Origin of the sequence: Inquilinus limosus, from assembly GCF_051487185.1 — a bacterium.
In the GTDB taxonomy this organism is placed as follows: Bacteria; Pseudomonadota; Alphaproteobacteria; order DSM-16000; family Inquilinaceae; genus Inquilinus; species Inquilinus limosus_F.
Genome location: NZ_JAHVDK010000041.1, coordinates 23,166 through 44,701, shown reverse-complemented (window position 1 = coordinate 44,701; position 21,536 = coordinate 23,166). Strand labels below are relative to the sequence as shown.

Sequence of the window (21,536 nt, the reverse complement as noted above, 5' to 3'; positions counted from 1 at the left end):
AGCGGATCGATGATGACCACCGCCGCCTCGACGAAGAGCGGTCGCCGATGTCGGCGATCGACTGGAACGCGGCGACATCCTTCAGTTGACGGGCCGGATCCTGGCCCTGAGGCGCGGGATCGGCAAAGCCTGGTCCGATCGCGAGCGAGATCGTCGCCGAGATGATCTGGCCGGACTGCAGTAGCCGCACTGCACGACCTCCTCCGCAAGCCACGCCTGCTGGATGCGGGCGCCCGTCGCGGTCTCGCCGACCTCCTCGATCGTGGTAATCTCGGATGATGCGGAGTGCTCGATAGAGGTGACGCAGGACCGGACCGCCTGTCCGTCGAAGTGGACCGTGCAGGCGCCGCATATGCCGATGCCGCAGCCGAATTTGGTCCCAGTCAGTCCGATGACGTCCCGCAGCACCCAAAGCAGCGGGATGTCCCCATCCACATCGACCGAATGCATCCTGCCATTCACGTTAAGAGCATAGGTCATCGATGATCCCTTCGATCGAGGCGCGCTGAGCTAATGCCCGCCGACTCCCTTGCCTGTGCGATCCGGAGCGTCAGGCTCCAAACTTCGGCTCCAACCACGTCAGGCCTCTGCCCTCTCGCGCACCTCGGCAGGCAGCGCCTCCCAGAGGCGAACGAGCTCGCCGACGGAATTCAGCTGCATCTTGCGCATGACGTTGCTGCGGTGAAGCTTGACGGTGACCTCGCTGATGGCGAGGTCATAGGCGATCTGCTTGTTGAGACGCCCCAGCGCCACGGCGCACATCACCTGCCGCTCGCGCCGGGTCAGGGTCTTGTATCGGTCCACGTGCAGCCGGGCGACCCGGGCCTTGGCGCGCTGCGCAGCGTCCATCGCAACGCCCGCGAACACGGCGTCCAGCAGCGTCTGGTCCCGCACCGGCTTGGTGAGAAAATCCACGGCGCCGGCCTTCATCGCCTGGACCGTCATGGGGATGTCGCCATGCCCGGTCAGGAAGATGATCGGCTTGAGATTGCCGCTTTGGGCCAGATGATGCTGCAGAGTGAGACCGCTCGCCCCCGGCATTCGCACATCGAGGATCAAGCAGCCAGGGCTGTCCAATACATCGGCGTCAAGCAGCTCGCGGGTCGAGGCGAAGCAGACCGGCTGAAGGCCCGCCGACAGGATCAACTCCGACAGCGCCTCCCGAACACACGCATCGTCATCGACAATAATGACGAGCGGCTGCTCCGCTTCACTCCTGCGCTGCTGCGATGACGATGCCGATCTTCCGAGGAGCGGCTGGTCAACGTGCATGATTACTCTCCATTTCTCGGTTGCGTAAAGCTCCGCCGACGGCCGCAAGCAGGACCTTCGTGGGCTGGCGCGTCAGATTGTTTCGTGCAGAAGCCGGGCCGTGTGCAGCTCGACGCTGGAGAGGGCTGGCGGCTTCCGAGTTGCGAAATGGCCGCCCTTATTGAGTTTGTTGTCTAACCAACTTCAGATACGTGCTCCGACCAGCTCTTGCTTGCTGCGTCGACTTTGACGCTGATCCGCAGAATTCGGCCAGTTAGGACTCGTTAACCCAGGTTAATTGGCATGGCCGCAGCAGCCGCCTCCCGCGAATGCGCCCTTCGCTGGCGCGATGGAGGCCGCGACGGCCGATCGACCACCGCCGGCAGTTTTGCCGCATTCTGTTGCAATAGTGGCTCTGGTTCACAGCGACATCGGCGCGGCGAGGTGCCGCCACTTCAGTCCGAGCCGGCGCGGCGGAATGCCTCCGCCGCTGGTTAGCCGGATCGAAATACGGCTTCAGCAGATCCCTCAGCCTATTCCAGCCAGTTCGTCGTCAGCCCCGCCTTCTTTGTCTGTGGCATCTGACCGTTCGCCCGTCGGGTTGCCACGCCGGTCAGCACCCGAATTTACCAGTCTTAACTCGAATTGGCTTTCGAGCAGGCGCAGCATCTCCTGCGTCGAGGCGCCTTCGGGGGCCAGCCGTCGGCGCGACCCGGTGAGCTATGGACAGGCCACCGCAGGGAACTTTGGACGTGCGGTCGCGAAAGGCTGCTGCCGGATCCGTCTCTGAGCTCCGATGTCTCGCGAGCCGAGGTCACAGAATGAATGACGCAGGTTGGATTCTCGAGCCGATAACGCAGGACTTTCTCGATACGGTCGGTGAGAGCCCCGGGTCGCGCCATGAGTCGCCTGAGGAAGCGCGCCGCGCACTGATCCGAATTCAGGCCGGCGCCGTCGGACGGCCCTCCGCTCAGATTGAAGACATGTCATTTCCGGTCGGGCCGACCGGATCGGTGCTTGTCAGGGTCGTCCGGCCCACCGATGCGCAGAGAACGCTCCCCGTCATCGTCTACATCCATGGTGGCGGTTGGTGTCTCGGAGGTGCCGATACTCACGATCGGATCGTGCGAGAACTGGCCGTCGCTGCGGGCGCGGCGCTGTTCTTCGTGGAATATGACCGCTCACCCGAGGCGCGATATCCGGTCGCCCTGGAGCAAATCTATGCGGTCACTGCTCATGTTGCCGCGCACGGCGAGAGCCTTGGTGTGGACCCTACAAGGCTTGCAGTCGTGGGGGACGGTGCGGGCGGCAACATGGCCGCCGCGGTCACTCTCCTCGCGATGCAACGCCGCGGTCCTAAGATCGATCTGCAGATCCTCTTCTATCCGGTCACGGATGCCGATTTCGCCACGCCCTCGTACCAGGCCTTCGCAAACGGCCCCTGGCTGACGAGAAACGCCATGGAGCGGTTTTGGGATGCCTATCTCCCAGACTCCGCCTTGCGAAACGAGATTACCGCCGCCCCCCTGCGGGCCTCCGTCGACCAATTGCGTGGATTGCCCGATGCACTGATCATCGTTGCGGAGAACGATGTCCTTCGTGACGAAGGCGAAGGCTACGCTCGCCAGCTCCTTCGCGCTGGCGTGAGGGTAACCTCGGTCCGCTGCAACGGCACCATTCACGGGTTTGTCGTGCTGAATGCGCTGGCGGACACACCGGCAACGCGAAGCGCGATTGCTCAGGCGGTCGCCGCTCTGCGCTCCGTCCTGGACTGAGGGCCGATCCACTCGCATCAGTTGCACCGAGGATTTTCGATACGCACCGAAGCCGCTCTCTCGGTCAGCCGGTCGTGATCATGAGAGCCGAGGCGCTATTGCGGTCGTGTCCATCTTTCGTAGGCGACTCCGCTACAGCTTCGTCACGCCTTCAGCCAAACCTTTGAAGAACAACTTCTGGGCGAATGCGAAGGCGACAATGCCGGGCGTGGTCACGATGATGTACACGGCCGCGAGATTGGGCCAGGACCAATGGCCCTGACCGCCTTGAGCCACGGCCAGGACAACCGGCATTGTGCGCCGCGCCTCGTCGTCGATCAGCGTCACGCACAGCAGATACTCACCCCACGCAGCGACGAAATTGACGATGAAGATGACGACGAGACCGTTGCGAACCATGGGCAGGCCCACCGTCCAGAGCGCCCGCCAGTGACCGGCGCCGTCGATCCGCGCGGCCTCGATGAGTTCACGCGGAACAAGTTGGAACATGCTGCGCATGATCAAGACGCTGATCGCCAGTTGAAGGGTGACATAGGGCAAGATAAGGCCGGCAGTGTTGTTGATCAGCCCCAGCCAGCGCTGGGTCTCATAGATGCTGATCAGCGACACGACGCGAACCGGAAAATAGAGCGAGACCAGCAAGATCGTGATCACCAGCCCGGTGCCGCGCGGCTTCAGATGCACGAGCGCATAGCCGGCCGTGACGGAACAAAACATGGTGATCAGCACCGTGCTGAGAGTGACGTACACGCTGTTGAACAGATTGATCGGCAACGTGGCGACACGCTCGAACACATACGAATAGCGAGTGAGGTCAAGCTGCGTCGGGAAAAAATCGCCGCGCATCGCGTCCGGCAGCGTCTTCACCGACATGAGCAGCACCCAGACCAGCGGCAGCAGGATGATCAGCAGAAAGAGATTGATCACCACATGGCGGGCGACCGCGGCCCGCCTGCGCCTGGACCAGCCGGGCCCGGTTTTCCCGTGGATCGCCCGCTTCGCCGCGACCCGGCTGCGATGAATGGAGTCAAGGCTCATTGGCCGCTCGATCCCACTGTCAGTCTTTCGCGCGGAAAAGCCGAAGCAGCAGCACCATGACGAGCATCATGGCGAGCGCCCCGATCATCCCGATCGCCGCGGCATAGCCCTGCCTCCACAGGCCGAGCTTGAAGGCCTGGTCGTACATGAAGATCGTCCAGGTATAGGTCGGCGAGGCGCGGTTGAAGCCGCCGAAGATCAGATACTCGTCGATCACCGCCATCGAGGTCCCGAAGCGCAGGACGACCAGCACCATCATGATCGGCGCAAGCCGCGGCCGGGTGACATACCAGAAGATCTGCCACTCGTTCGCCCCGTCGATGCGCGCCGCCTCCGGCAGATCCCTGGGGATCGCCGCGAGGCCGGCGAGGAAGAAGATGGTGTGATAGCCGAGCCCCCACCACACTTCCATGATGGCGATCGAGGGCAGCGTCAGCGGCGTGCCGCCGAGCCACTGCGGCGCGTTCTGCAAGGTGAACAGGCCGGTCGTGTCGACGAGAAAATGATTAATCGGGCCCGCCTGGTAATTGTACATCCACTTCCATAAGACGAAGATGAGCGTGCTCGGGATAACCGCCGGGATCAGCAGCACGATACGGTAGAAGGTCGCCAGGCGCGCGTTCGACACCCGATCAACAAGGATTGCCAGGAAGAGCGGCAGAATGATCGTCCCAGGCAGGAACATGATGGTGAACAGCGCGGCACGCCCGAGGCCGGCCCACAGCAGAGGATCCTGCAGGGCATCGGCATAGTTCCTAAGCCAGATCCAGTTGGCGGGCTGATCGGACAGGAACTTATAGTCGGTAAAGCTGATCCAGAGCACGCGCAGGATCGGGTAGACCTGATACAGGGCGAAGAACGCCAGGGCCGGCAGCAGGAACAGCCATGCGCCGGCTGCCTGGCGGAGCTGGATTGCGTGGCGGCGCAAAGGGAGTTCCGTTGCGGGGCGGGATAGGGTCATGTCTTCCATGCCTGGGAACCCGTATTGAGCTCAGCGGACGTGATCCGCGAGGCCAAATGCCCGGCGGTTGCGAGCCTCTTCTGACCGCTTGGTACGTTTGGACAACGGCGGCTTCGGAGCGACAGGTCGTATTCGACGAGCCGGTCCGACAGCCGTGTGTCAGCCCTTCTTCACCTCGGCGTTGACCGCCTCGGCAACCTTCTGCATGGCCAACTTCGGGTCGGCCTCCTCACCCTTGAGGTAGGTCTCCCAGATCGGCTTGCCGATGACGAACTGCTGCAGTCCAAACAGGTGATTGGTGATCGCCTTGGCTCTGTCGAGTTGGTCGCGCACCAAGCTCACGAAGTCCGGCATCCAGTCGGGCTTGTCGGCGCGCCATTCGGCGTAGATGGATGTGTACGGCGGCAACTGCCCTGGATGGCCGCTCGGGGTCCCCACGATCGAGTCTCTCCAGATCTGCCGGTCGTAGGTCAGAGCCTTGACATACTCCGCTGCCTTCTCCTTGTTCTGGCCGTACTTGAACAGCGCGCAACCGGTCGTCCAGAACACGGTCGAGCCTTCGCCGTTGGCGAATTTGGGCAGCGGACCGAGGTGCAGGGCTTTCGGGTCATCCCAGTTCGCGGCCATCCGCAACGGCGCGTTGAAGTACTTGAAGTAGAGGCCGACGCGTTGAGCGGCGAAGGCGGCCTCGTCGGGGGTGCCACTGACACCGGCGTCCGACGTGCCTTCGAGCAGTACATCGGGATTGGCGAGCGGCATGATCTGCTTCATCAGCTTCAGCGCTTCGATCGCAGGCTCGCTGGTGAAGTCGAAAAGACCCTCCGACGTATAGACATGGGGGCTCATGCTGTGCGCGATCGGCGCCAGCGAGCGCCAGCCGTGGCCATCGAACGTGGCCCCCCAGGGTGCCGCCTGCTTGTCCACGATCATTCTGGCCGCCGCCAGGAAATCGTCCCACGTCGCCGGTGCGGCATCGGCCACTCCCGCCGCGCTCGTCAGGCCCGAATGCCATCCCGTGCCGATGACATCCAGACAGAACGGCCAGTTATAAAGCTTGCCGTCGATCGTGCATTCCTCGCGGATCGACGGAATGAGATCGTCGATCACGTCCTTCGGGATGTACTTGTCCCATGGCTCGATCACGTCAGCCTTGACCAAGGCCGACATTTCCACGAAGGGCGTCTGCCCGACATAGACATCCCAGGTGCTTTCCTTGTTTTTCGCCTCGGCGACAAAGCGTTCGATACCGAACCCCTCGACCGGCGCGATCTGATAATTGATCCCCGGAAATCTTGCGTTCACAGTCGCGATACCGGGGTGGAAGTTCTGGATCCACTGGTAAATTGTCGGTGTCAGCGGGCGGTCTGCCGCATAGGCTGCACCGCCACCGATCTTCGAGATTGTTCCGACGCCGGCCAGGCCGAGGCCCGCTGTTAGGCTCCGCGCGATGAAGTCGCGCCTGGTAGCATTTCCTAATCCAGGAGGAGTAGATTCCGGCTTCTGGACGGATGCTTGTCTCGGTCGGACAGCCATCGGACAATCTCCCGATTGTATCCCCTGGCGGAACCGCAAACTGTTCCACGGATCCGGGGGACGTAGCAATGCGAACGCACTGTCCATATACTGGCCGGCGCATCGCGTCGACCCTGCTCTTCTATCGCCGTTCAATCGGCGTGAGGCCGGCATGGACAGAGCCAGTATGGCTTGGGTATGGCTTCTCGCGGGCGCTGTCAGCCTCACGAGCCGAAGGGGCGAAGAGTGACCGGACACCAAGCCGATATGCCGGGCGAGATCTCCTTTGACGCCTTTCGGCTGCTTCCTGCACAACAGCTCCTTCTCGAAGGCGACAAACCGGTTCGCCTCGGCAGTCGTGCACGCGACATCCTCGTCGCACTTCTCGAGCGGCCGGGCCAGGTCCTCAGCAAGCAGGAGCTGCTCGACCGCGTGTGGCCCAACACCTTCGTGGAAGAGGGCAATCTGAAGGTCCATGTCGCCGCCCTGCGTCGCGCTCTCGGCGACGGGCAAGCAGGGAAGCGCTTCATCGCCAATATTCCGGGACGCGGTTACAGCTTCGTGGCGCCTGTCCACCATGGCCCCATGCTCGGCGGCCTCGACCCGCAGGTCGAGAGGATCGAGGCGCGGCAGGATCTTCCGATGCCGCTCACGCGCATGGTCGGCCGTTCCGACACCGTGGCCGCTCTTTCCGCGCAAGTGACCCGCCAGCGCTTCGTCACCATCGTTGGGGCCGGGGGTATCGGCAAGACGACCGTCGCCGTGGCCGTCGCTGACACCCTGGCCGGCAGCTTCAAGGATGGGGTCCGCTTTGTCGACCTCGCCCCTCTCTCCGATCCGCTGCTGGTGCCCGGCGCGCTGGCCACCGTCCTCGGGGTGGGAGTGGGTTCGGAAAAGCCGCTATCGAACGTGATCTCCTTCCTGCGAGAGAAGCACCTGCTGATCGTGCTCGACAACTGCGAGCACCTCATCGAAGCCGCCGCAAGGATGGCGGAGGACGTTCTGAAAGGAGCCCCACGGGTCCACATCCTGGCGACGAGCAGGGAAGCTCTCCGTTCCGAGGGCGAGCGGGTACACCGGCTTGCCCCTTTGGCCTTTCCCCAGAGTGGGCCCGAGCTCACGGCCGCCCAGGCTCTGGCGTTTCCCTCGGTTCAGCTCTTCGTCGAGCGCGCCGCCGCATGCCTCGACGCCTTCGAGCTTGGCGACGCCGAGGCCCCGCTCGTTGCCGAGATATGCCGGCGCCTCGACGGAATCGCGCTTGCCATCGAGATCGTAGCGGGACGGGTCGACACGTTCGGCGTGGGCGGGCTCGCGGCTCGGCTGGACGAACGTTTCAGCCTGCTGTTGCGCGGTCGCCGCACCGCCCTGCCCCGCCATCAGACCCTGCACACGACGCTTGATTGGAGTTATGCCCTGCTGCCGGAGCTACAGCAGCTCGTGCTCCGTCGCCTGGCCGTGTTTGCCGGCATGTTCACCATGGAGTCAGCAAGCGCCGTGCTTGCCGACAGCGACACGCCGTCTTCCGAGGTCGTCGATGCGATCGCCGATCTGATCGCCAAATCGTTGGTCACAGCCAGCGTAGACGCCGCAGTCGCGCTCTATCGCCTTCTCGACACCACCCGGGCCTATGCGCTCGTCAAGCTCGAGGAATGCAGCGAACGGGACCGGTTCGCGCGGCGCCACGCCGAACACTATCGGGCCTTGCTCGAGCAGGCTTATGGTGAATGGGAGCGCGAGCCCGCAAGCGATTGGCTTCAGCATCACCGGCACAACGTCGACAATGTCAGAGCCGCGCTCGACTGGGCCTTTTCACCAACCGGCGATATGGACACGGGGGTCGCGCTGACGGTCGTCGCCATCCCACTGTGGTTTCACCTGTCGCTCACCAGAGAATGTGAGGAAAGGGTCGATCGCGCCCTCGCCGCGCCCGCGATCAGCCGGAATCTCGATCAGGAGATGCGCCTTCATGCGGCGCGAGCCTGGTCCTTGATGCAGACGAAGGGCCTGGGTTCGGAGACGCTGGCTGCGTGGAGCCGGGTTCTGGAGACGTCCGAGCGGCAGGACAATCGCGATTATCAGTTGCGGGCACTGTGGGGCCTATGGGCCGGCTTGCTGAACAAGGGGGCGCTCCGGGAGGCCTTGGCGCTCGCGAGGAGATTTTCCGATCTCGCCGCAAGCGCCGGCGACAAGCTTGGCATCCTGGTTGGAGACCGGATGGTCGGCTACATCCTGCATCTCCTGGGCGAGCAAGCGGAGGCTCGGCACTACATCGAACGGATGTTGGGCAAATACGAAGTTCCGGTCATCGGCGCTCAGATGATCCGCTTTGTTTTCGACCAACGCGCCACGGCCCGGTGCTTCCTTGCCCGCATTTTATGGCTGCAGGGCCGGCCGAAGCAGGCCGTGCATATGGTCAAGAGCATCGTCGACGGCGCCGCGTCCGGCAGCGACACCCTCACCCTTTGTCAGGTCCTGGTTCAAGCCGCGTGCCCGGTGGCCCTGTTTGTCGGCGATCTGCCGCTCGTCGAGCGCTACGTCTCCAAGTTGATCGACAATGCGGCCCAAGGGCTCGCCTTCTGGCAGGGATGGGGGCGGTGCTTCCGAGGTGTCCTGCTCGTCAAACGCGGCGACCTCCAGCGTGGGCTGGCTGAACTGGAAGCCGCCTTGACGGAACTGCGCGAGATCCAATACGGCGTCTACTACATCGTCTTCCAGAGCGAATTCGCCTCTGCCCTCGGCCTTGCCGGGAATGCAGCCGAGGGATTGGCTGCCATCGACGAAGCCCTGGCGCGATCCGAACAGAATGACGAGCGATGGTATTTCGCCGAGATCCTCAGGATCAAAGGCGAGCTGGTGCTGTCCTGCGGCGGGCCCGAGGGGGCGCACGAGGCCGAGACCTACTATCATCGATCGCTCGAATGGGCCCGCCGACAGCAGACGATCGCCTGGGAACTGCGAACTGCGACGAGCCTCGCACGGTTGTGGAAGGATCAGCATCGAGCCGGCGAAGCGCTCGCGCTCCTGGCGCCCATCTACGATCGCTTTGCCGAAGGGCAGGATACGCACGATCTCATGGTCGCAAAGGAGCTCTTGCAGGAGCTTCGCGCCAGCAGCTGAGGCCGCCGCTGGCTCTTAAGCTCTTGATGGAATTTTGGGCCGCTATTTCACGTCATACTGCGCCGGGGGATGGCATGTTGACTGCCGGCCTCGGCGAGAATTCCTCGATCTAGGTCGCTCCAAGCTGGAGCTGCATGACAGCAACCACCTTCGCGCCATCGCGCTCGGAGCGGGAGCCATCCACCCCATCTGGTTTCGGGGCTCGATGAGATGGCGGGAGAATGTCCGGTCCGGAGGAGCCCGGAACGCCTCCGAATGTCAGCAATGGGGAGAATACTGTTGAAAAAGTCCCTGGCGACTACTCGGGATACAGATTTTGGCAATATCGCTGCCATCCTGGCCGCTTCCAAGCATCTTTCGGCGCTATACAGATTCTCTCCTGGCCTTTTTGTTACACGCCGAGATGGCAGTCCGACTTTTTCGACACCATCGGGACAACCGGCCGGTTCGTTGATTCCGCCCGCAGCATGCATACGGCAAGCATGCAGCATGCTGTCGAGGTGCCGGTTGTGTTCGTCGGAAACTGCTAGTCGGCCAACAGCTTGCCGGTGAAATTCCCCTGCCAGAGGCTCGAATGCCGGCGGTAGATCCGGGCCGCGCTGTAGCTCTTCCAGCGTCCGTGCTCCATCGCTTTCTCCATCGGGATCCCCAGCAGGTCCGCCGCGGTCATCATCCCGGCGCGCAGGCTGTGCGCCGAAAACTCCCCCGCTTCGACGCCGGTGCGGGCGATCACGCACTTGACCAACCGGGCGATGGTCGCCGGGTCGATCGGCAGCAGGCGGCCGTCGGCGCCGGCCACCGAGTTCCCACCCCGGTCGAGGCGGCAGAACAGGGCCCCGGGCGTATTGCCACGCGCCTCGAGCCAGCGGCGCAGCGCCGTGACGGCGTAGAGCGGCGTCTTGTTTGGACTGCCGATCACTCGATTTACATCGCGTGCCTCCGCCACAGACGGACCGATGGGCCGGTTGCCTCGCAACGGCGGCCTCCCGACCGCCAATACCCTTTGACCTCGGGAAGCAGTTCGGAAGCCCTGCCCCGCTCGACACTGCATCGCCCGCAACTCTCAGCCGTGCTGATGGGCCGGGGCCGGCGGTGCCGCCGCCAGCTCCCGCAGCCAGGCGCTCGCGGCCGCGACATCGGCCTGCGACAGGCCGTGGCCCGACGGCAGGACGCGGTGCCGGACAGCCGCGCCGGCGTCCCTGAGCAGCCCGGCAAGGCGCGCCGCATTGTCGGCCGGCACGATCGGGTCCAACTGGCCCGACAGCAGCAGCACCGGCTTACCCCGGAGATCCGCGGCGGGAGGATCGCCGAGAGGCACCATCGCCCGCAGCAGCACGGCGCCGGCCAGCGACTCCGGCCGCAGCAGCAGCACAGCCGCGGCGATGTTCGCCCCGTTGGAGAAGCCGAGCGCCACCGGGGCCGGCAGGCCATAGGCGGCGCGGGCCTCCGCGACGAAGTCCGCGAGCTCATGCGCCCGGGCCCGGACGTCCTCCTCGTTGAACACGCCCTCGCTGAGCCGGCGGAAGAAGCGGGGCATCCCGCCTTCCAGCACCTTGCCGCGTGGCGACAGCAGCGCCGAGCCGGGGACGACGGCGCGGCCCAGCGGCAGCAGGTCGGTCTCGTCGCCGCCCGTGCCGTGCAGCAGCAGGAGCGGCGGCACGCCCGGCTCCCGGCCGGGCTCGAACCGATGGATGAAGGACTGCGCCTGGGTCATCGCGCTTGCTCCGATGTATGGCGTGAGAAGGGACCGGACGCCGCGGGAACCGCCGCGTCCGGCAAAGGGGACGTCAGGCGACGTCCGGCAGCACCCGCTCGATCTCGGCGCGATGCGGCTCGAGGAACTGCGGCAGCTTCAGCGCCTTGCCGAGTGCGTCCGCCGGCTCGTCGACCGCGAAGCCCGGGATGTCCGTGGCGATCTCGAACAGGACGTGACCCGGCTCCCGGAAATAGACCGAGCGGAAGTAGTTGCGGTCCTTCTGCTCGGTGGTGAGGAGCCGGTGATTCTCGACGAGCCGCTTCACCATCTCGGCCTGGGCCGCATCGTCGGCCGCGCGGAACGCGATGTGGTGCACAGAGCCGGCACCGGGACGGCTGGGCAGGAACCCGCCGGCTGCCTGCAGGTCGACGATGCCGCCGATCACCGTGTCGCCGGCCCGGTAGCGGACCACGGTTCCCTCCCGCCCGACCTCGGTGAAGCCGAAGACGTCGGTCAGCACAGCACCGGTCGGCGCCGAATCCTCCAGCAGCAGGCTGACGCTGTGGAAGCCGCGGATCGCATGCTCCGCGGGAATGTCGACTCCGGCCCAGGCTGGCTCGTTCTCGATCCCCGGCACGGCGACGACTGCGAGGCGCATGCCGTCCGGATCCTTGAAGGCCAGCATCGTCTCGCCGAAGCGCTGCTCGACGGCCTGGTGCGGCACGCCCTTCTCGACGAAGCGCTGGACCCAATAGCCGATCGATCCTTCCGGAACCCGGAACACCAACTCCTGGGTCTCGCCGACGCCGAGGCGTCCCGGCGCCACATGCGCCCAAGGAAAGAAGGTCAGGATGGTGCCGGGCTGGCCGGTCTCATCGCCATAGTAGAAGTGATAGGTCCCGGGATCGTCGAAATTGACCGTCTTCTTCACCAGGCGGAGCCCGAGCACCCGCGTGTAGAAGTCGAGGTTCCGCTGGGCGGCGCCCGCGATCGCCGTGACGTGATGAATGCCGTTGCTGCGCATGATGTGCCTCCGAACTGCGAGCCCGACGGCCCGCCCGAGGCCTTCAGATAGTACCACTCACGCCGGAAGCCGATGGTCGAGCGCTTGCACATACGCAAAGATGATACTGCATCAAGGCAATTTGCCTTGCGGGGCGGAAAGGAACAGCCTGTCCCCGTCACCCTCCGCGAAGCGTGCAGGATCAAGGATATGGGCGAGCCTTTCAGCAACATCTCCTGGAACGATTTCCGGCTGATCAAGGCCATCGCCGACGCCCGCGGACTCCAGGGGGCGGCGGCGCAGCTCGGCCTCAATCACTCGACGATGTTCCGCCGCCTCGGGCAGGTCGAGCGGGCGCTCGGCACGACATTGTTCGAGCGGCACCGCTCCGGCTATGTCCTGACCCCGGTCGGCGAAGAGATGGTGGAGCTGGCCGCCCGCGTGGACGACGACATCACCGGCTTCACCCGCAAGGTCGCAGGGCGAACCATCTCGCCGGCCGGCGAACTGCGCGTCACCACCAATGATTCCCTGCTGATCCACCTGCTGACCCCGCTCTTCGCGCGGTTCCAACGCGAATGCCCGGACGTCCGGCTGGACGTCGTGCTCAGCAACGAGCCCCTGAACCTGTCCAAGCGCGACGCCGATGTCGCGATCCGGGCCACGGACAACCCGCCGGAGACGCTGGTGGGACGGCGGGTCGCCCGGATCGCCTGGGCGCTCTACGGGCGGGCGGTCGATTTCCCGCGGCCGGAGCACCCCGTCCTGCGCGACCTCACCGACCGGCCCTGGGTGTCGCTCGGCGACAATCTCGCGGCGCTGAAGGCGGTGCGCTTCGTTCGCCAGCACGTCGCGCCGGAGCGGATCGTCTACAAGATCAACACGGTCCTCGGCCTGGCGGAAGCGGTCGAGAGCGGGCTCGGCATCGGCCACCTGCCCTGCTTCATCGGCGATGTCCGCCCGACGCTGGTCCGGCTGGGCCAGCCCGTCCCCGATTTCGCGGCGGATCTCTGGCTGCTGACTCATCCCGACCTGCGGCAATCGGCGCGCGTGCGTGTGTTCCTGGATTTTCTGGCGGCTGAGGTCGGTAAGGAACGGGCGATGTTCGAAGGGACGGCGCACATCGTCCACGGCCGCTGACGCACTCCCTCCGATCCCGGCGGGAGCGTCCGGCATCCTTGTAGAAGCGCAAATTCAGCTTGCGGCCTGGAAAGCGCCGATAAGCTGCGATGATCCGCGCCTCGGATATGATCAGCGCGGTCGGCATGGACGATTTCCGCCGTCGAACCGGCCGCATCACCAAGCTCGAATGGAGCTCGGCAGTGAAGCACGAATTGTCGAGGCCTACGAACCGGCATTGCCCCTGTCGGCCCCCACCTGCTGGATCGGGTCCAGGAGTGCCTGACCGCCAGACAATCCCGGATCGTCCGTAGAACCGGCCGGGTCGCCCGAAGACCCTGAACAGCAGCCCGGTTCCATACGTCTGCACGTATCGAGCCATTGGCCGCCCGGGATCATCGCAGCCCGGGCGAGCGGACCACCATGCCGAATCAGGAGACGAGATGCGCGGCATCCAGAAGCGCTCATTGCCGTCGGCTGACGACTGCACCGACCTGCCGGCCTGGCAACGCCCCTTCATCCCTCGCCGTGTCGGCGCACGGGTCAGGAGCCAGCGACAGCGCACCTGGAGCGGCGTAAGCGCGCACATCACCGAGCTCGAATTCACCGGCCCGTATCGGGCGGAACTGTGCCACGACTGCTCGCGCCTGAGCGTGATGCTCGATCTCGTCGGCAAGAATCCCGAGCTCCGCAGCAGCCGATCACGACCCAGCCCGTCCAACGACAACACGATTCACACGATGAACTTTGCGCCGGCCCATGTGCCGATGTGGGCCGAATCCGATAACACGCGCTATATGCGCCACATCTCCTTCACCTTTGAGGACGAAGCCGTCACGTCGCTCCTCGATGAGGCCATCGATCCTGCCGCGTTCGTCCCGCGGCTCCTGTTTTCCGATGCACGGCTGCTTCATCTCGCCAAGCTGTTCGAGATCGAATGCCAGGCCGAGGAACCGACGGACATGCTCTATGGCGATAGCCTGTCCATGGCGCTGCTGCTGCGTCTGGCGGCCCTCGACCGGCCCCAACGCCCTCCGCCCATTCGCGGCGGCCTTCCGGCCCATCGGCTCCGGCTGATGACGGAGTATCTGATCGAGCATCTGGCCGACAACATCAGCCTGCGCGAGCTGGCGGACATCGCCCATTTGTCCCGATCGCATTTCAGCAGCGCATTCCGCATCTCCACCGGCATGCCGCCGCATCGTTGGCTGCTTCAGGCCCGCATCGACAAGGCGAAGGAGCTACTCCTCACCGGGAATTTGCCGATTGCCGAGATCGCGTCGCTGACCGGCTTCGCCGACCAGGCGCACATCACCAAGGCGTTCAAGCGCGTTGTCGGCGTGAGCCCGGGGGTGTGGCGCCGCCAGCGCCGCCAGTGACCGGATCGCTGGCGGAGGCGGTCAGTCGCGTCAGCCATCGGGGAAGCCGAACAACAGCCTGTTGACGATGTCCAGCCGTTCTTCCTGGAGCGGGCCGCGGCCGTCCGCCTCGAAAACCTGTCAGAAGTTCACGACGAGGCCAGTGCCGATCGACGCGCTGTCCCAGCTGGAGCCGCTGCGGAAGTTCTGCTGCTCGTACATGAGCTCGGCATAGGTGTTGAGGCCGGACGCCACGTGGTAGACCAAGGTCAGGCCGGCGATCGAATTGTCCTTCAGGTCAACGCCGTTGGTCATCGACGAAGCCAGCCCGTTGCCTCGGGGCGAGAGGGTGTAGGAGTAGGCCACCGACACCAGGAAACGGTCGAACCGGTAGCTGACGTCGCCCGTGATCGTATCGACCGCTCTGTCCGCAGCGGCGATGCTTTCGTTGTGAATCCAATCGACGCTGGCGGTGACGTCGCCGTAGCCGACCTGGCCGCCGAGGGAATAGAAGGCCAGATCGTTTCCCTTCGGATTGCCGGCGCTGCGGACGCCATTGCCGCGCGCGACGGCCCCGGACAGCAGGACCGAGACCTTGTCGAAGGTGCCGCTGTAGCTGAGGCCGGCCGAGGCGACGTTCTCGTAGACCGTTGCGTTGTCATCAGCCAGGTCGCTGCGTCCGCCGGGACCGGCGTGCGCGTCGCCCCCCACCACCGGCGCGAAGTCGACGGCGGCGGTGAAGCCGGAGAGGGTCGGTGAGGTGTATTTGATCCGGGTGTCGGCGCCGAGCCCCGCGAGGTAGCTGGGGTCGAGCGAGAAGAAATTTCCGCCGCCGAGCAGATACCGGCCGTCGATGTTGTCGTCCCAATGGCTGGCTACGCCGAGCTTCGAGATCAGCGCGTCGTGGGCGAAGACATAGGACAGGTCCTCGCCGACGCTCGGCGTATCTCCGACGTCGATCCGGCCGAAGCCGCCGGAGAGGTAGAGGAAGGCGCGGTCGACCCGCACGTCCTTCTGGCGATCGACGCCGAACATCCGGATCCCGGCGCCGTATTCGAGCCCGCCATCGGTGACATTTTCGACCTCGACCTGCAGCCGGGCGCCCGAGGCGAAGTCGTGGTCGCGATCCAGCTGCCGATCCCCGCGTCGAAGAGGGACTGGGTGGCCTGGAAGCCAACGATGCCGGTCAGCTTCACCTGCGGCTCCGCCTCAACCGGATTCGGCAACGCCAGGGCGAACGCGGCGATTGCCGGGGCCATCCAGCGCCGGTGGCCGCGAGGCCGGCGCCCAAACTGACTGGTCATCACCGACGCTTCTCGGCACGGGCTCCACTCGTGAGCACGGCGACCAGCACCAGGCCCCCGACGATCGAGACATGCTCGAAGAAGGTGTTGAGATCGCGCATCCGGTCTGCGCCGGACTTCATCCAGAAGGCATGGGCCAGGAGGGTCGCCGCAACGGTGAAGCCGCCGAGCGCGCCGGCACCGATCCAGCTCCAGCGGCCGCCGGCGATCAGGGCGACGGAGCCGGCCAGCTGGGTGAAGATCACCAGCACAGCGGGGAGCACCGCCGGCTCGAGCCCGGTCAGGCTGCGGACCTCGCCGACCGCTCCGCCGAAGTCCAGCAGCTTCAGCACGCCGCTGACCAGGAAGGGGGTTGCCACGGCGATTCGGGCGGCGAGCCCGACCCAGGCCGTGCGGAGCAGGATCGCGGCCTGGGACGAGACCCGGTCGAGAAGAGAATTCTGCATCATCGTTGAGCCGCAATGAGGTGCTCGACCTTGGGCCGGCCGGCGACGTGGAACCGATGGACCGCGTCCTGCAACACCCGGTCGGCGTTGGTGATGCGCTCGTGCTGCCGCAAATGCTCGATCCAGGACTCGACCATGAAAGTCTCGACGAAGCGTCTGTCCTCGGCCGCGTCCTCGAAGACGCACCAGGCGAAGGCGCCGTCGCGCCGCCGCTGCCCGGCGAAGCGATCCAGCGCCGCCAGGAACGCGTCGCGGTCCGTCGGATCGATCCGGTATTCGACCGTGATCATCACCGGGCCGCGGTCGGGCTCCGGCTGGCGCGAGAGGGCTGGCTCGGGCCAATGCATCGACGGCGTCATGTCGGCGCCGGCGCCCGTCTGCAGCTTCCACCGCCAGGTCAGCGGGATCGCCAGCAGCGCGCCGGCGGCGGCCGCAGCCAGGGCGGCCGGAAGGCCGAACAGGGCGGCGGCCTGGCCCCAGATCACGCTGCCGGCCGTCATCGCCCCGAAGAAGACAGTGACGAAGACGGCCAGCCCGCGGGCCCGCACCCATTCGGGCAGCGCCATCTGGGCGGAGACGTTGAGGCTGGAGAGTACCGCAATCCAGGACAGGCCTGCCAGCACGCTGGCGATCAGGGCGACGGCGGGTTCGCGGGCGCCGGCGTAAAGGGCCAATGCGACCGCGGTGCCGGCGGCGCCGGCGGCGACCATGCGATCGGCGCCCAGCCGCGCCTTGACCAGTGGCAGCAGGAAGGCGCCGCCCACAGCGCCCGCGCCGATCGCACCAAGCAGCACGCCATAGAGCTCCGGGCCGCCCGCCACCTGGTCGCGGGCCACCAGCGGCAGCACGGCCCAGTAGGCGCTGGCGAACAGGAAGAAGCCGACCGCCCGGAACAGGGTCGCCCGCAGAGGACCGTTCCGGCGCGCATGGCGCAGCCCGTTGCGGATGGCCTGACCGAAGCGTTCCGCCGGCAGGCGGCTCGTCGATTGCGGCGCGGGCCGCCACCACAGCAGCGCCAGGATCACGCCAGCATAGCTGACCGCATTGAGCCAGAACGGCGCGGCGATGCCGAGGGCGGCGATGACCAGCCCGGCCAGGGCCGGGCCGACCGCCCGGCTGATGTTGATGCCGAGGCTGTTCAGAGTCACCGCCGGCTGCAGATCGGCCGGCGGCACCAGCCGTGGCACGATCGCCTGCCAGGCCGGCGCCACAAGCGCGCCTCCGACGCCGACCAGGAAGGTGAAGGCCAGCAGCAGCCAGGGCGTCGCCGCGCCGGCCGAGACGAGCAGGGCGAAGCCGGCCGACAGCAGCATGACGATGATCTGCATGACGATCAGCAGCCGGCGGCGATCGACGATGTCGGCCAGCGCCCCGGCCGGCAGGGCGAAGAGGAACATCGGCAGGGCCGTCGCCACCTGGACAAGCGAAACGATCAGCGGGTCGGGATCGAGCCCGGTCATCAGCCAGCCTGAGGCCGCGTTGTACATCCAGCTGCCGATGTTGGAGACGACCGTCGCGACCCAGAGGACCGCGAAGGGCCGGTGCCGGAAGGCGGACCAGGCCGATGGAGGCGGGCGCGTCGCGGATTCGGCGGAGGCGGCGTGCAATGGTTCGTCGCTCATCATTCCTCCGGCTTCGCGGCCCGCGGACGGGCCCCCGTGGGGACCCGGCCTCAAAACGCCCAGCACGAACAGCCGAGCACGCCCCAGAACGACCGTTCGTCCGATACGGGAGCATTCGCGGCCCAGGCGGCGGCGTGGGCGTGGCCATGGACGCCGCAGCTGTTGGCGCATCCGCACGCCGCGGCCACGGCCTGGGCCTGCGGGGCCTCCGCGCGCTGCTGATAGCCGCCATGGCTGCGCACCGGCGACCAATCGGGCATCGCGGCCGGCAGCGGCGGCGCGAGATCCTGGAAATCGCCGCTGCCATGAACCGGCCTGCCGCCCAGCAATGTCAGCACCGAGGTGATGTCCTGGATGGCGTCCTCCGGCACGGCGAAGTAGTCCGCCGACAGGACCGCCAGATCGGCGAGCTGCCCTTCCTTGATCTGCCCCTTCTTGCCCAGTTCGGTCGAGAACCAGGTGTTGCCCTCGGTCCAGAGGCGCAGCGCGGTCTCCCGGTCGAGCCGGTTGGCTGGCGGATAGAGGGCCAGGCCGCCCATTGTGCGGCCGGTGACCAGCCAGGAAAGCGACACCCAGGGATTGTAGGAAGCGACGCGGGTCGCGTCGGTGCCGCCGCCAACAGGCAGCCCCGCCTCCAGCATGCGCCGGATCGGTGGCGTCCGTTCGGCCGCCTCGGCGCCATAGCGCTCGACGAAGTACTCGCCCTGGAAGGCCATGCGGTGCTGCACGGCGATGCCGCCCCCGAGAGCCGCGATCCGCTCGATGTTGCGGTCGGTGATCGTCTCGGCATGGTCGAAGAACCAGTGCAGCCCGTCGAAGGGGATGTCGCGGTTCACCCGCTCGAACACGTCCAGCGCAGTCGAGATCGTCTCGTCATAGGTCGCGTGCAGACGCCACGGCCAGCGGTTCTCGGCCAGCAGCCGGACCACCGGCTCGAGATCGCCCTCCATCGAGGCGGGCAGGTCCGGCCGCTCGACCCGGAAGTCCTCAAAGTCGGCGGCGCTGTAGACCAGCATCTCTCCGGCGCCGTTGTGGCGGTAGAGGTCATCGCCCTGACCCGGCGCGACCTGCTTCGACCATGCCGTAAAGTCGGCGAGTTCCGCCTTCGGCTTCTGGGTGAAGAGATTGTAGGCGATGCGGATCGTGAGCAGCCCCTCGCGATGCAGCTCCTCGATGATCGCGTAGTCGTCGGGATAGTTCTGGAACCCGCCGCCGGCATCGATGACGCCGGTCACGCCGAGCCGGTTGACCTCCCGCATGAAATGCCGGGTGGAGTTCTTCTGGTATTCAGGCGGCAGCTTGGGTCCCTTGGCCAGGGTGGAGTAGAGGATCGTGGCGTTCGGCTGGGCCAGCAGCAGGCCGGTCGGGTTGCCGTGCGAATCGCGCACGATCTCGCCGCCCGGCGGGTTCGGCGTGTCCTTCGTGTAGCCCACCACCCGCAGCGCGGCGGCATTGAGCAGGGCGCGGTCATAGAGGTGCAGGATGAAGACCGGCGTGTCGGGGGCGACGGCGTTCAACTCCGCCAGCGTCGGCAGCCGCTTTTCGGCGAATTGGTGCTCGGTGAAGCCGCCGACGACCCGGACCCATTGCGGCGCCGGGGTGCGGTCGACCTGCTCCTTCAGCATGCGCATGGCGTCGGCCAGGGAGCGGACCCCGTCCCAGCGCAGCTCCATGTTGTAGTTGAGGCCGCCTCGGATGATGTGCATGTGGCTGTCGATCAGCCCTGGAATGACCCGGCGTCCGCGAAGGTCGATCACCTGCGTTTCCGGGCCGGCGAGCGCGCGTACCTCCGGTTCCGTCCCGACCGCCAGGAACCGGCCGTCCGCGATCGCGGCGGCCTCCGGGGCCGGGTTGCTGCGGTCGAGCGTCGTAAACCGGCCATTCACGAGGATCAGGTCGGCCGTCATGGCGGTGTCTCCGGTTGGGCGTGTCTGTCCTGCCGCCGCGCGGCCGCCTAGAAGGCTCGAAGCCGCAAGCGCTGCCGCACCGATGGCCGCTTCTCTGCGCGTCAGGGTCATGACCGGGGCTCCGCTGGGCCGGCGCCGGCGTCTCCCGCGACCTTCGTCCCAGTCGGCAGGGCGCCGAACACGTGCTCGCCGCACTCGCTCTTCAACCAGCCGAGGCTGAGCCGCTCGCCGGAGAACAGGCGCTTGGCCACCGGAACCACCTGCTCGCCGGCGAGGATGCCGAGCAGCCCGATGAGCGCCACCACGGGCGGCGCGGGGGATCGGACATTCAGGAGGCTGTAGATCACGCCAACGAGGAGGCCGACGGCCAGGGCCGTCACATAGATCTTCATCCGATACTCCGGGGTCTTCAGGGACCGCAGGCGGAACAGGCGCGCGGCGTGGACCGGCCGATTGCGGTCAGCCCACGTCAGAGGCGCGGAGATCCGCAACGATCCCCGCGCCTTGCCGCCTAGTGGCCTTCCTGCGCGCCGAACATGGACTTGGCGTAGATGATGCCGAGGCCGTAGGCGCCGCCGAACGACTTCGCGATGCCGGTGGTCATGTCGTAGGTGTCGGTGCGAGCCCAGTCGCGCTGCAGCTCGAGCAGGTACTGGAGCGAGGTCATCGGCCGCGCGCCGGCCTGCACCATGCGGTCCATGGCGCGCTCATGCGCCTCCTCCGAGACGTCGCCGCAGGCATCGGCCATGACGTAGACCTCGAAGCCCTGCTCCAGCGCCGAGAGGGCCGGCCCAACGATGCAGACGCTGGTCCACAGGCCGGCCAGGACGATGCGGGACTTGCCGATCTCGTTGACCCGCGCGATGACCTTCGCGTCCTCCCAGGTGTTCATCGAGGTCCGGTCGAGCAACGCCTGGCCGGGGAACGCCTCGGTGATCTCGCCGAACATCGGGCCGGAGAAGCTCTTCTCCGCCACTGTGGTCAGGATCGTCGAAACCCTGAAGCCCGCCGCTGCGCGCGAGATCAGGGCGGCGTTGTTGCGGAGCGTCACGGCATCGATCGACTTCGTCGCGAAGGACATCTGCGACTGGAAGTCGATCAGAATGAGCGCATGGTCGGCCGGAGTCAGCAGCTTGGATCCAGCAACGGGCTTCGCTGTGATCGACATGGTCTCTTTCCTGTCTCGAATGATTGTCTAAGGCTCGGCCGGACTCTAGGGGCGAAGCCTCGTGGCGGCTTTGGCTGAAAGTGCGGGATTTTGTCGAATCGTCCGCCAATCTTCACGGCCGGCGCACTTCGACAGTGAAGTGGCCGTATCTGTGAGAGTATTGCAAATAAAAAACTCGTCCGATGAAGGATGCGTGGGATGCCTCCTCGTTCCAGAAGCATTTCAGGAACGTGAGTCACACGACCCCCGATCTTTAGGG

General features: G+C 65.9%; 18 protein-coding genes. 4 read left to right on the top strand and 14 right to left on the bottom strand.

All coding sequences use genetic code 11. The features are described from left to right. Nucleotides 1-81: 81 nt before the first annotated feature. Together KXR53_RS32780 and KXR53_RS32775 are read right to left on the bottom strand one after the other, a co-directional pair. The gene (locus KXR53_RS32780) at nucleotides 82-480 is read right to left on the bottom strand and encodes a (2Fe-2S)-binding protein (RefSeq protein WP_437379827.1); all 399 of its coding nucleotides are present in this window, start codon (nucleotides 478-480) and stop codon (nucleotides 82-84) included. Between the two features lie 99 nt (nucleotides 481-579). Continuing rightward, entirely contained in the window at nucleotides 580-1,272 is a 693-nt protein-coding gene (locus KXR53_RS32775; RefSeq protein WP_437379825.1) for a response regulator transcription factor, read from the bottom strand. 800 nt (nucleotides 1,273-2,072) lie between these two features. Between KXR53_RS32775 and KXR53_RS32770 the strand changes: the two genes are divergently transcribed. Further along, nucleotides 2,073-3,026, top strand: a complete 954-nt coding sequence (locus KXR53_RS32770) for an alpha/beta hydrolase (RefSeq protein ID WP_437379824.1) — start codon at nucleotides 2,073-2,075, stop codon at nucleotides 3,024-3,026. 132 nt (nucleotides 3,027-3,158) lie between these two features. Here the strand turns inward: KXR53_RS32770 and KXR53_RS32765 are convergent, their stop codons facing one another. The 3 genes from KXR53_RS32765 to KXR53_RS32755 all read right to left on the bottom strand — a co-directional run bounded on the left by KXR53_RS32765 (nucleotide 3,159) and on the right by KXR53_RS32755 (nucleotide 6,558). Continuing rightward, the gene (locus KXR53_RS32765; protein ID WP_437379823.1) at nucleotides 3,159-4,064 is read right to left on the bottom strand and encodes a carbohydrate ABC transporter permease; all 906 of its coding nucleotides are present in this window, start codon (nucleotides 4,062-4,064) and stop codon (nucleotides 3,159-3,161) included. A gap of 19 nt (nucleotides 4,065-4,083) precedes the next feature. After that, nucleotides 4,084-5,034 carry a carbohydrate ABC transporter permease gene (locus tag KXR53_RS32760; protein WP_437379822.1) on the bottom strand — a complete coding sequence of 317 codons (951 nt, stop codon included), beginning with the start codon at nucleotides 5,032-5,034 and terminating at the stop codon, nucleotides 4,084-4,086. 150 nt (nucleotides 5,035-5,184) lie between these two features. Beyond that, nucleotides 5,185-6,558 (bottom strand): ABC transporter substrate-binding protein, encoded by a 1,374-nt coding sequence (locus tag KXR53_RS32755; protein WP_437379820.1) that lies wholly within the window; start codon nucleotides 6,556-6,558, stop codon nucleotides 5,185-5,187. A 246-nt stretch (nucleotides 6,559-6,804) separates the two neighbouring features. Here KXR53_RS32755 and KXR53_RS32750 point away from each other — a divergent pair, with 246 nt between their 5' ends. Continuing rightward, the gene (locus KXR53_RS32750) at nucleotides 6,805-9,654 is read left to right on the top strand and encodes an ATP-binding protein (RefSeq protein ID WP_437379819.1); all 2,850 of its coding nucleotides are present in this window, start codon (nucleotides 6,805-6,807) and stop codon (nucleotides 9,652-9,654) included. 526 nt (nucleotides 9,655-10,180) lie between these two features. On the opposite strand, the gene KXR53_RS32745 is transcribed toward KXR53_RS32750, so the two are convergent. From KXR53_RS32745 to KXR53_RS32735, 3 genes are all read right to left on the bottom strand, one after another. Then, nucleotides 10,181-10,573, bottom strand: coding sequence for a hypothetical protein (locus KXR53_RS32745; protein ID WP_437379818.1), 393 nt, complete (start codon nucleotides 10,571-10,573; stop codon nucleotides 10,181-10,183). A 144-nt stretch (nucleotides 10,574-10,717) separates the two neighbouring features. Next, nucleotides 10,718-11,368, bottom strand: a complete 651-nt coding sequence (locus KXR53_RS32740; protein WP_437379817.1) for an alpha/beta hydrolase — start codon at nucleotides 11,366-11,368, stop codon at nucleotides 10,718-10,720. Between the two features lie 73 nt (nucleotides 11,369-11,441). Next, nucleotides 11,442-12,374, bottom strand: coding sequence for a ring-cleaving dioxygenase (locus tag KXR53_RS32735; RefSeq protein ID WP_437379816.1), 933 nt, complete (start codon nucleotides 12,372-12,374; stop codon nucleotides 11,442-11,444). Between the two features lie 189 nt (nucleotides 12,375-12,563). On the opposite strand from KXR53_RS32735, the gene KXR53_RS32730 reads away from it, so the two are divergent. Continuing rightward, entirely contained in the window at nucleotides 12,564-13,493 is a 930-nt protein-coding gene (locus tag KXR53_RS32730) for a LysR family transcriptional regulator (protein WP_437379815.1), read from the top strand. A 422-nt stretch (nucleotides 13,494-13,915) separates the two neighbouring features. Continuing rightward, nucleotides 13,916-14,851, top strand: coding sequence for a helix-turn-helix domain-containing protein (locus tag KXR53_RS32725; RefSeq protein WP_437379814.1), 936 nt, complete (start codon nucleotides 13,916-13,918; stop codon nucleotides 14,849-14,851). A gap of 120 nt (nucleotides 14,852-14,971) precedes the next feature. Here the strand turns inward: KXR53_RS32725 and KXR53_RS32720 are convergent, their stop codons facing one another. The 6 genes from KXR53_RS32720 to KXR53_RS32695 form a co-directional block, all read right to left on the bottom strand. Further along, nucleotides 14,972-15,961, bottom strand: a complete 990-nt coding sequence (locus KXR53_RS32720; RefSeq protein ID WP_437379837.1) for a porin — start codon at nucleotides 15,959-15,961, stop codon at nucleotides 14,972-14,974. A 172-nt stretch (nucleotides 15,962-16,133) separates the two neighbouring features. Further along, nucleotides 16,134-16,583, bottom strand: a complete 450-nt coding sequence (locus KXR53_RS32715) for a DoxX family protein (RefSeq protein ID WP_437379813.1) — start codon at nucleotides 16,581-16,583, stop codon at nucleotides 16,134-16,136. Next, on the bottom strand, nucleotides 16,580-18,202 hold the full coding sequence (locus KXR53_RS32710; RefSeq protein WP_437379812.1) for an MFS transporter: 1,623 nt from the start codon (nucleotides 18,200-18,202) through the stop codon (nucleotides 16,580-16,582). The genes KXR53_RS32715 and KXR53_RS32710 overlap by 4 nt, the downstream gene beginning before the upstream one ends. A 50-nt stretch (nucleotides 18,203-18,252) precedes the next feature. Beyond that, nucleotides 18,253-20,109 carry an amidohydrolase gene (locus KXR53_RS32705; RefSeq protein WP_437379811.1) on the bottom strand — a complete coding sequence of 619 codons (1,857 nt, stop codon included), beginning with the start codon at nucleotides 20,107-20,109 and terminating at the stop codon, nucleotides 18,253-18,255. A 107-nt stretch (nucleotides 20,110-20,216) separates the two neighbouring features. Next, entirely contained in the window at nucleotides 20,217-20,501 is a 285-nt protein-coding gene (locus KXR53_RS32700; protein ID WP_437379809.1) for a XapX domain-containing protein, read from the bottom strand. 119 nt (nucleotides 20,502-20,620) lie between these two features. Further along, nucleotides 20,621-21,277, bottom strand: a complete 657-nt coding sequence (locus KXR53_RS32695; RefSeq protein WP_437379807.1) for a hydrolase — start codon at nucleotides 21,275-21,277, stop codon at nucleotides 20,621-20,623. Nucleotides 21,278-21,536 lie beyond the last annotated feature (259 nt).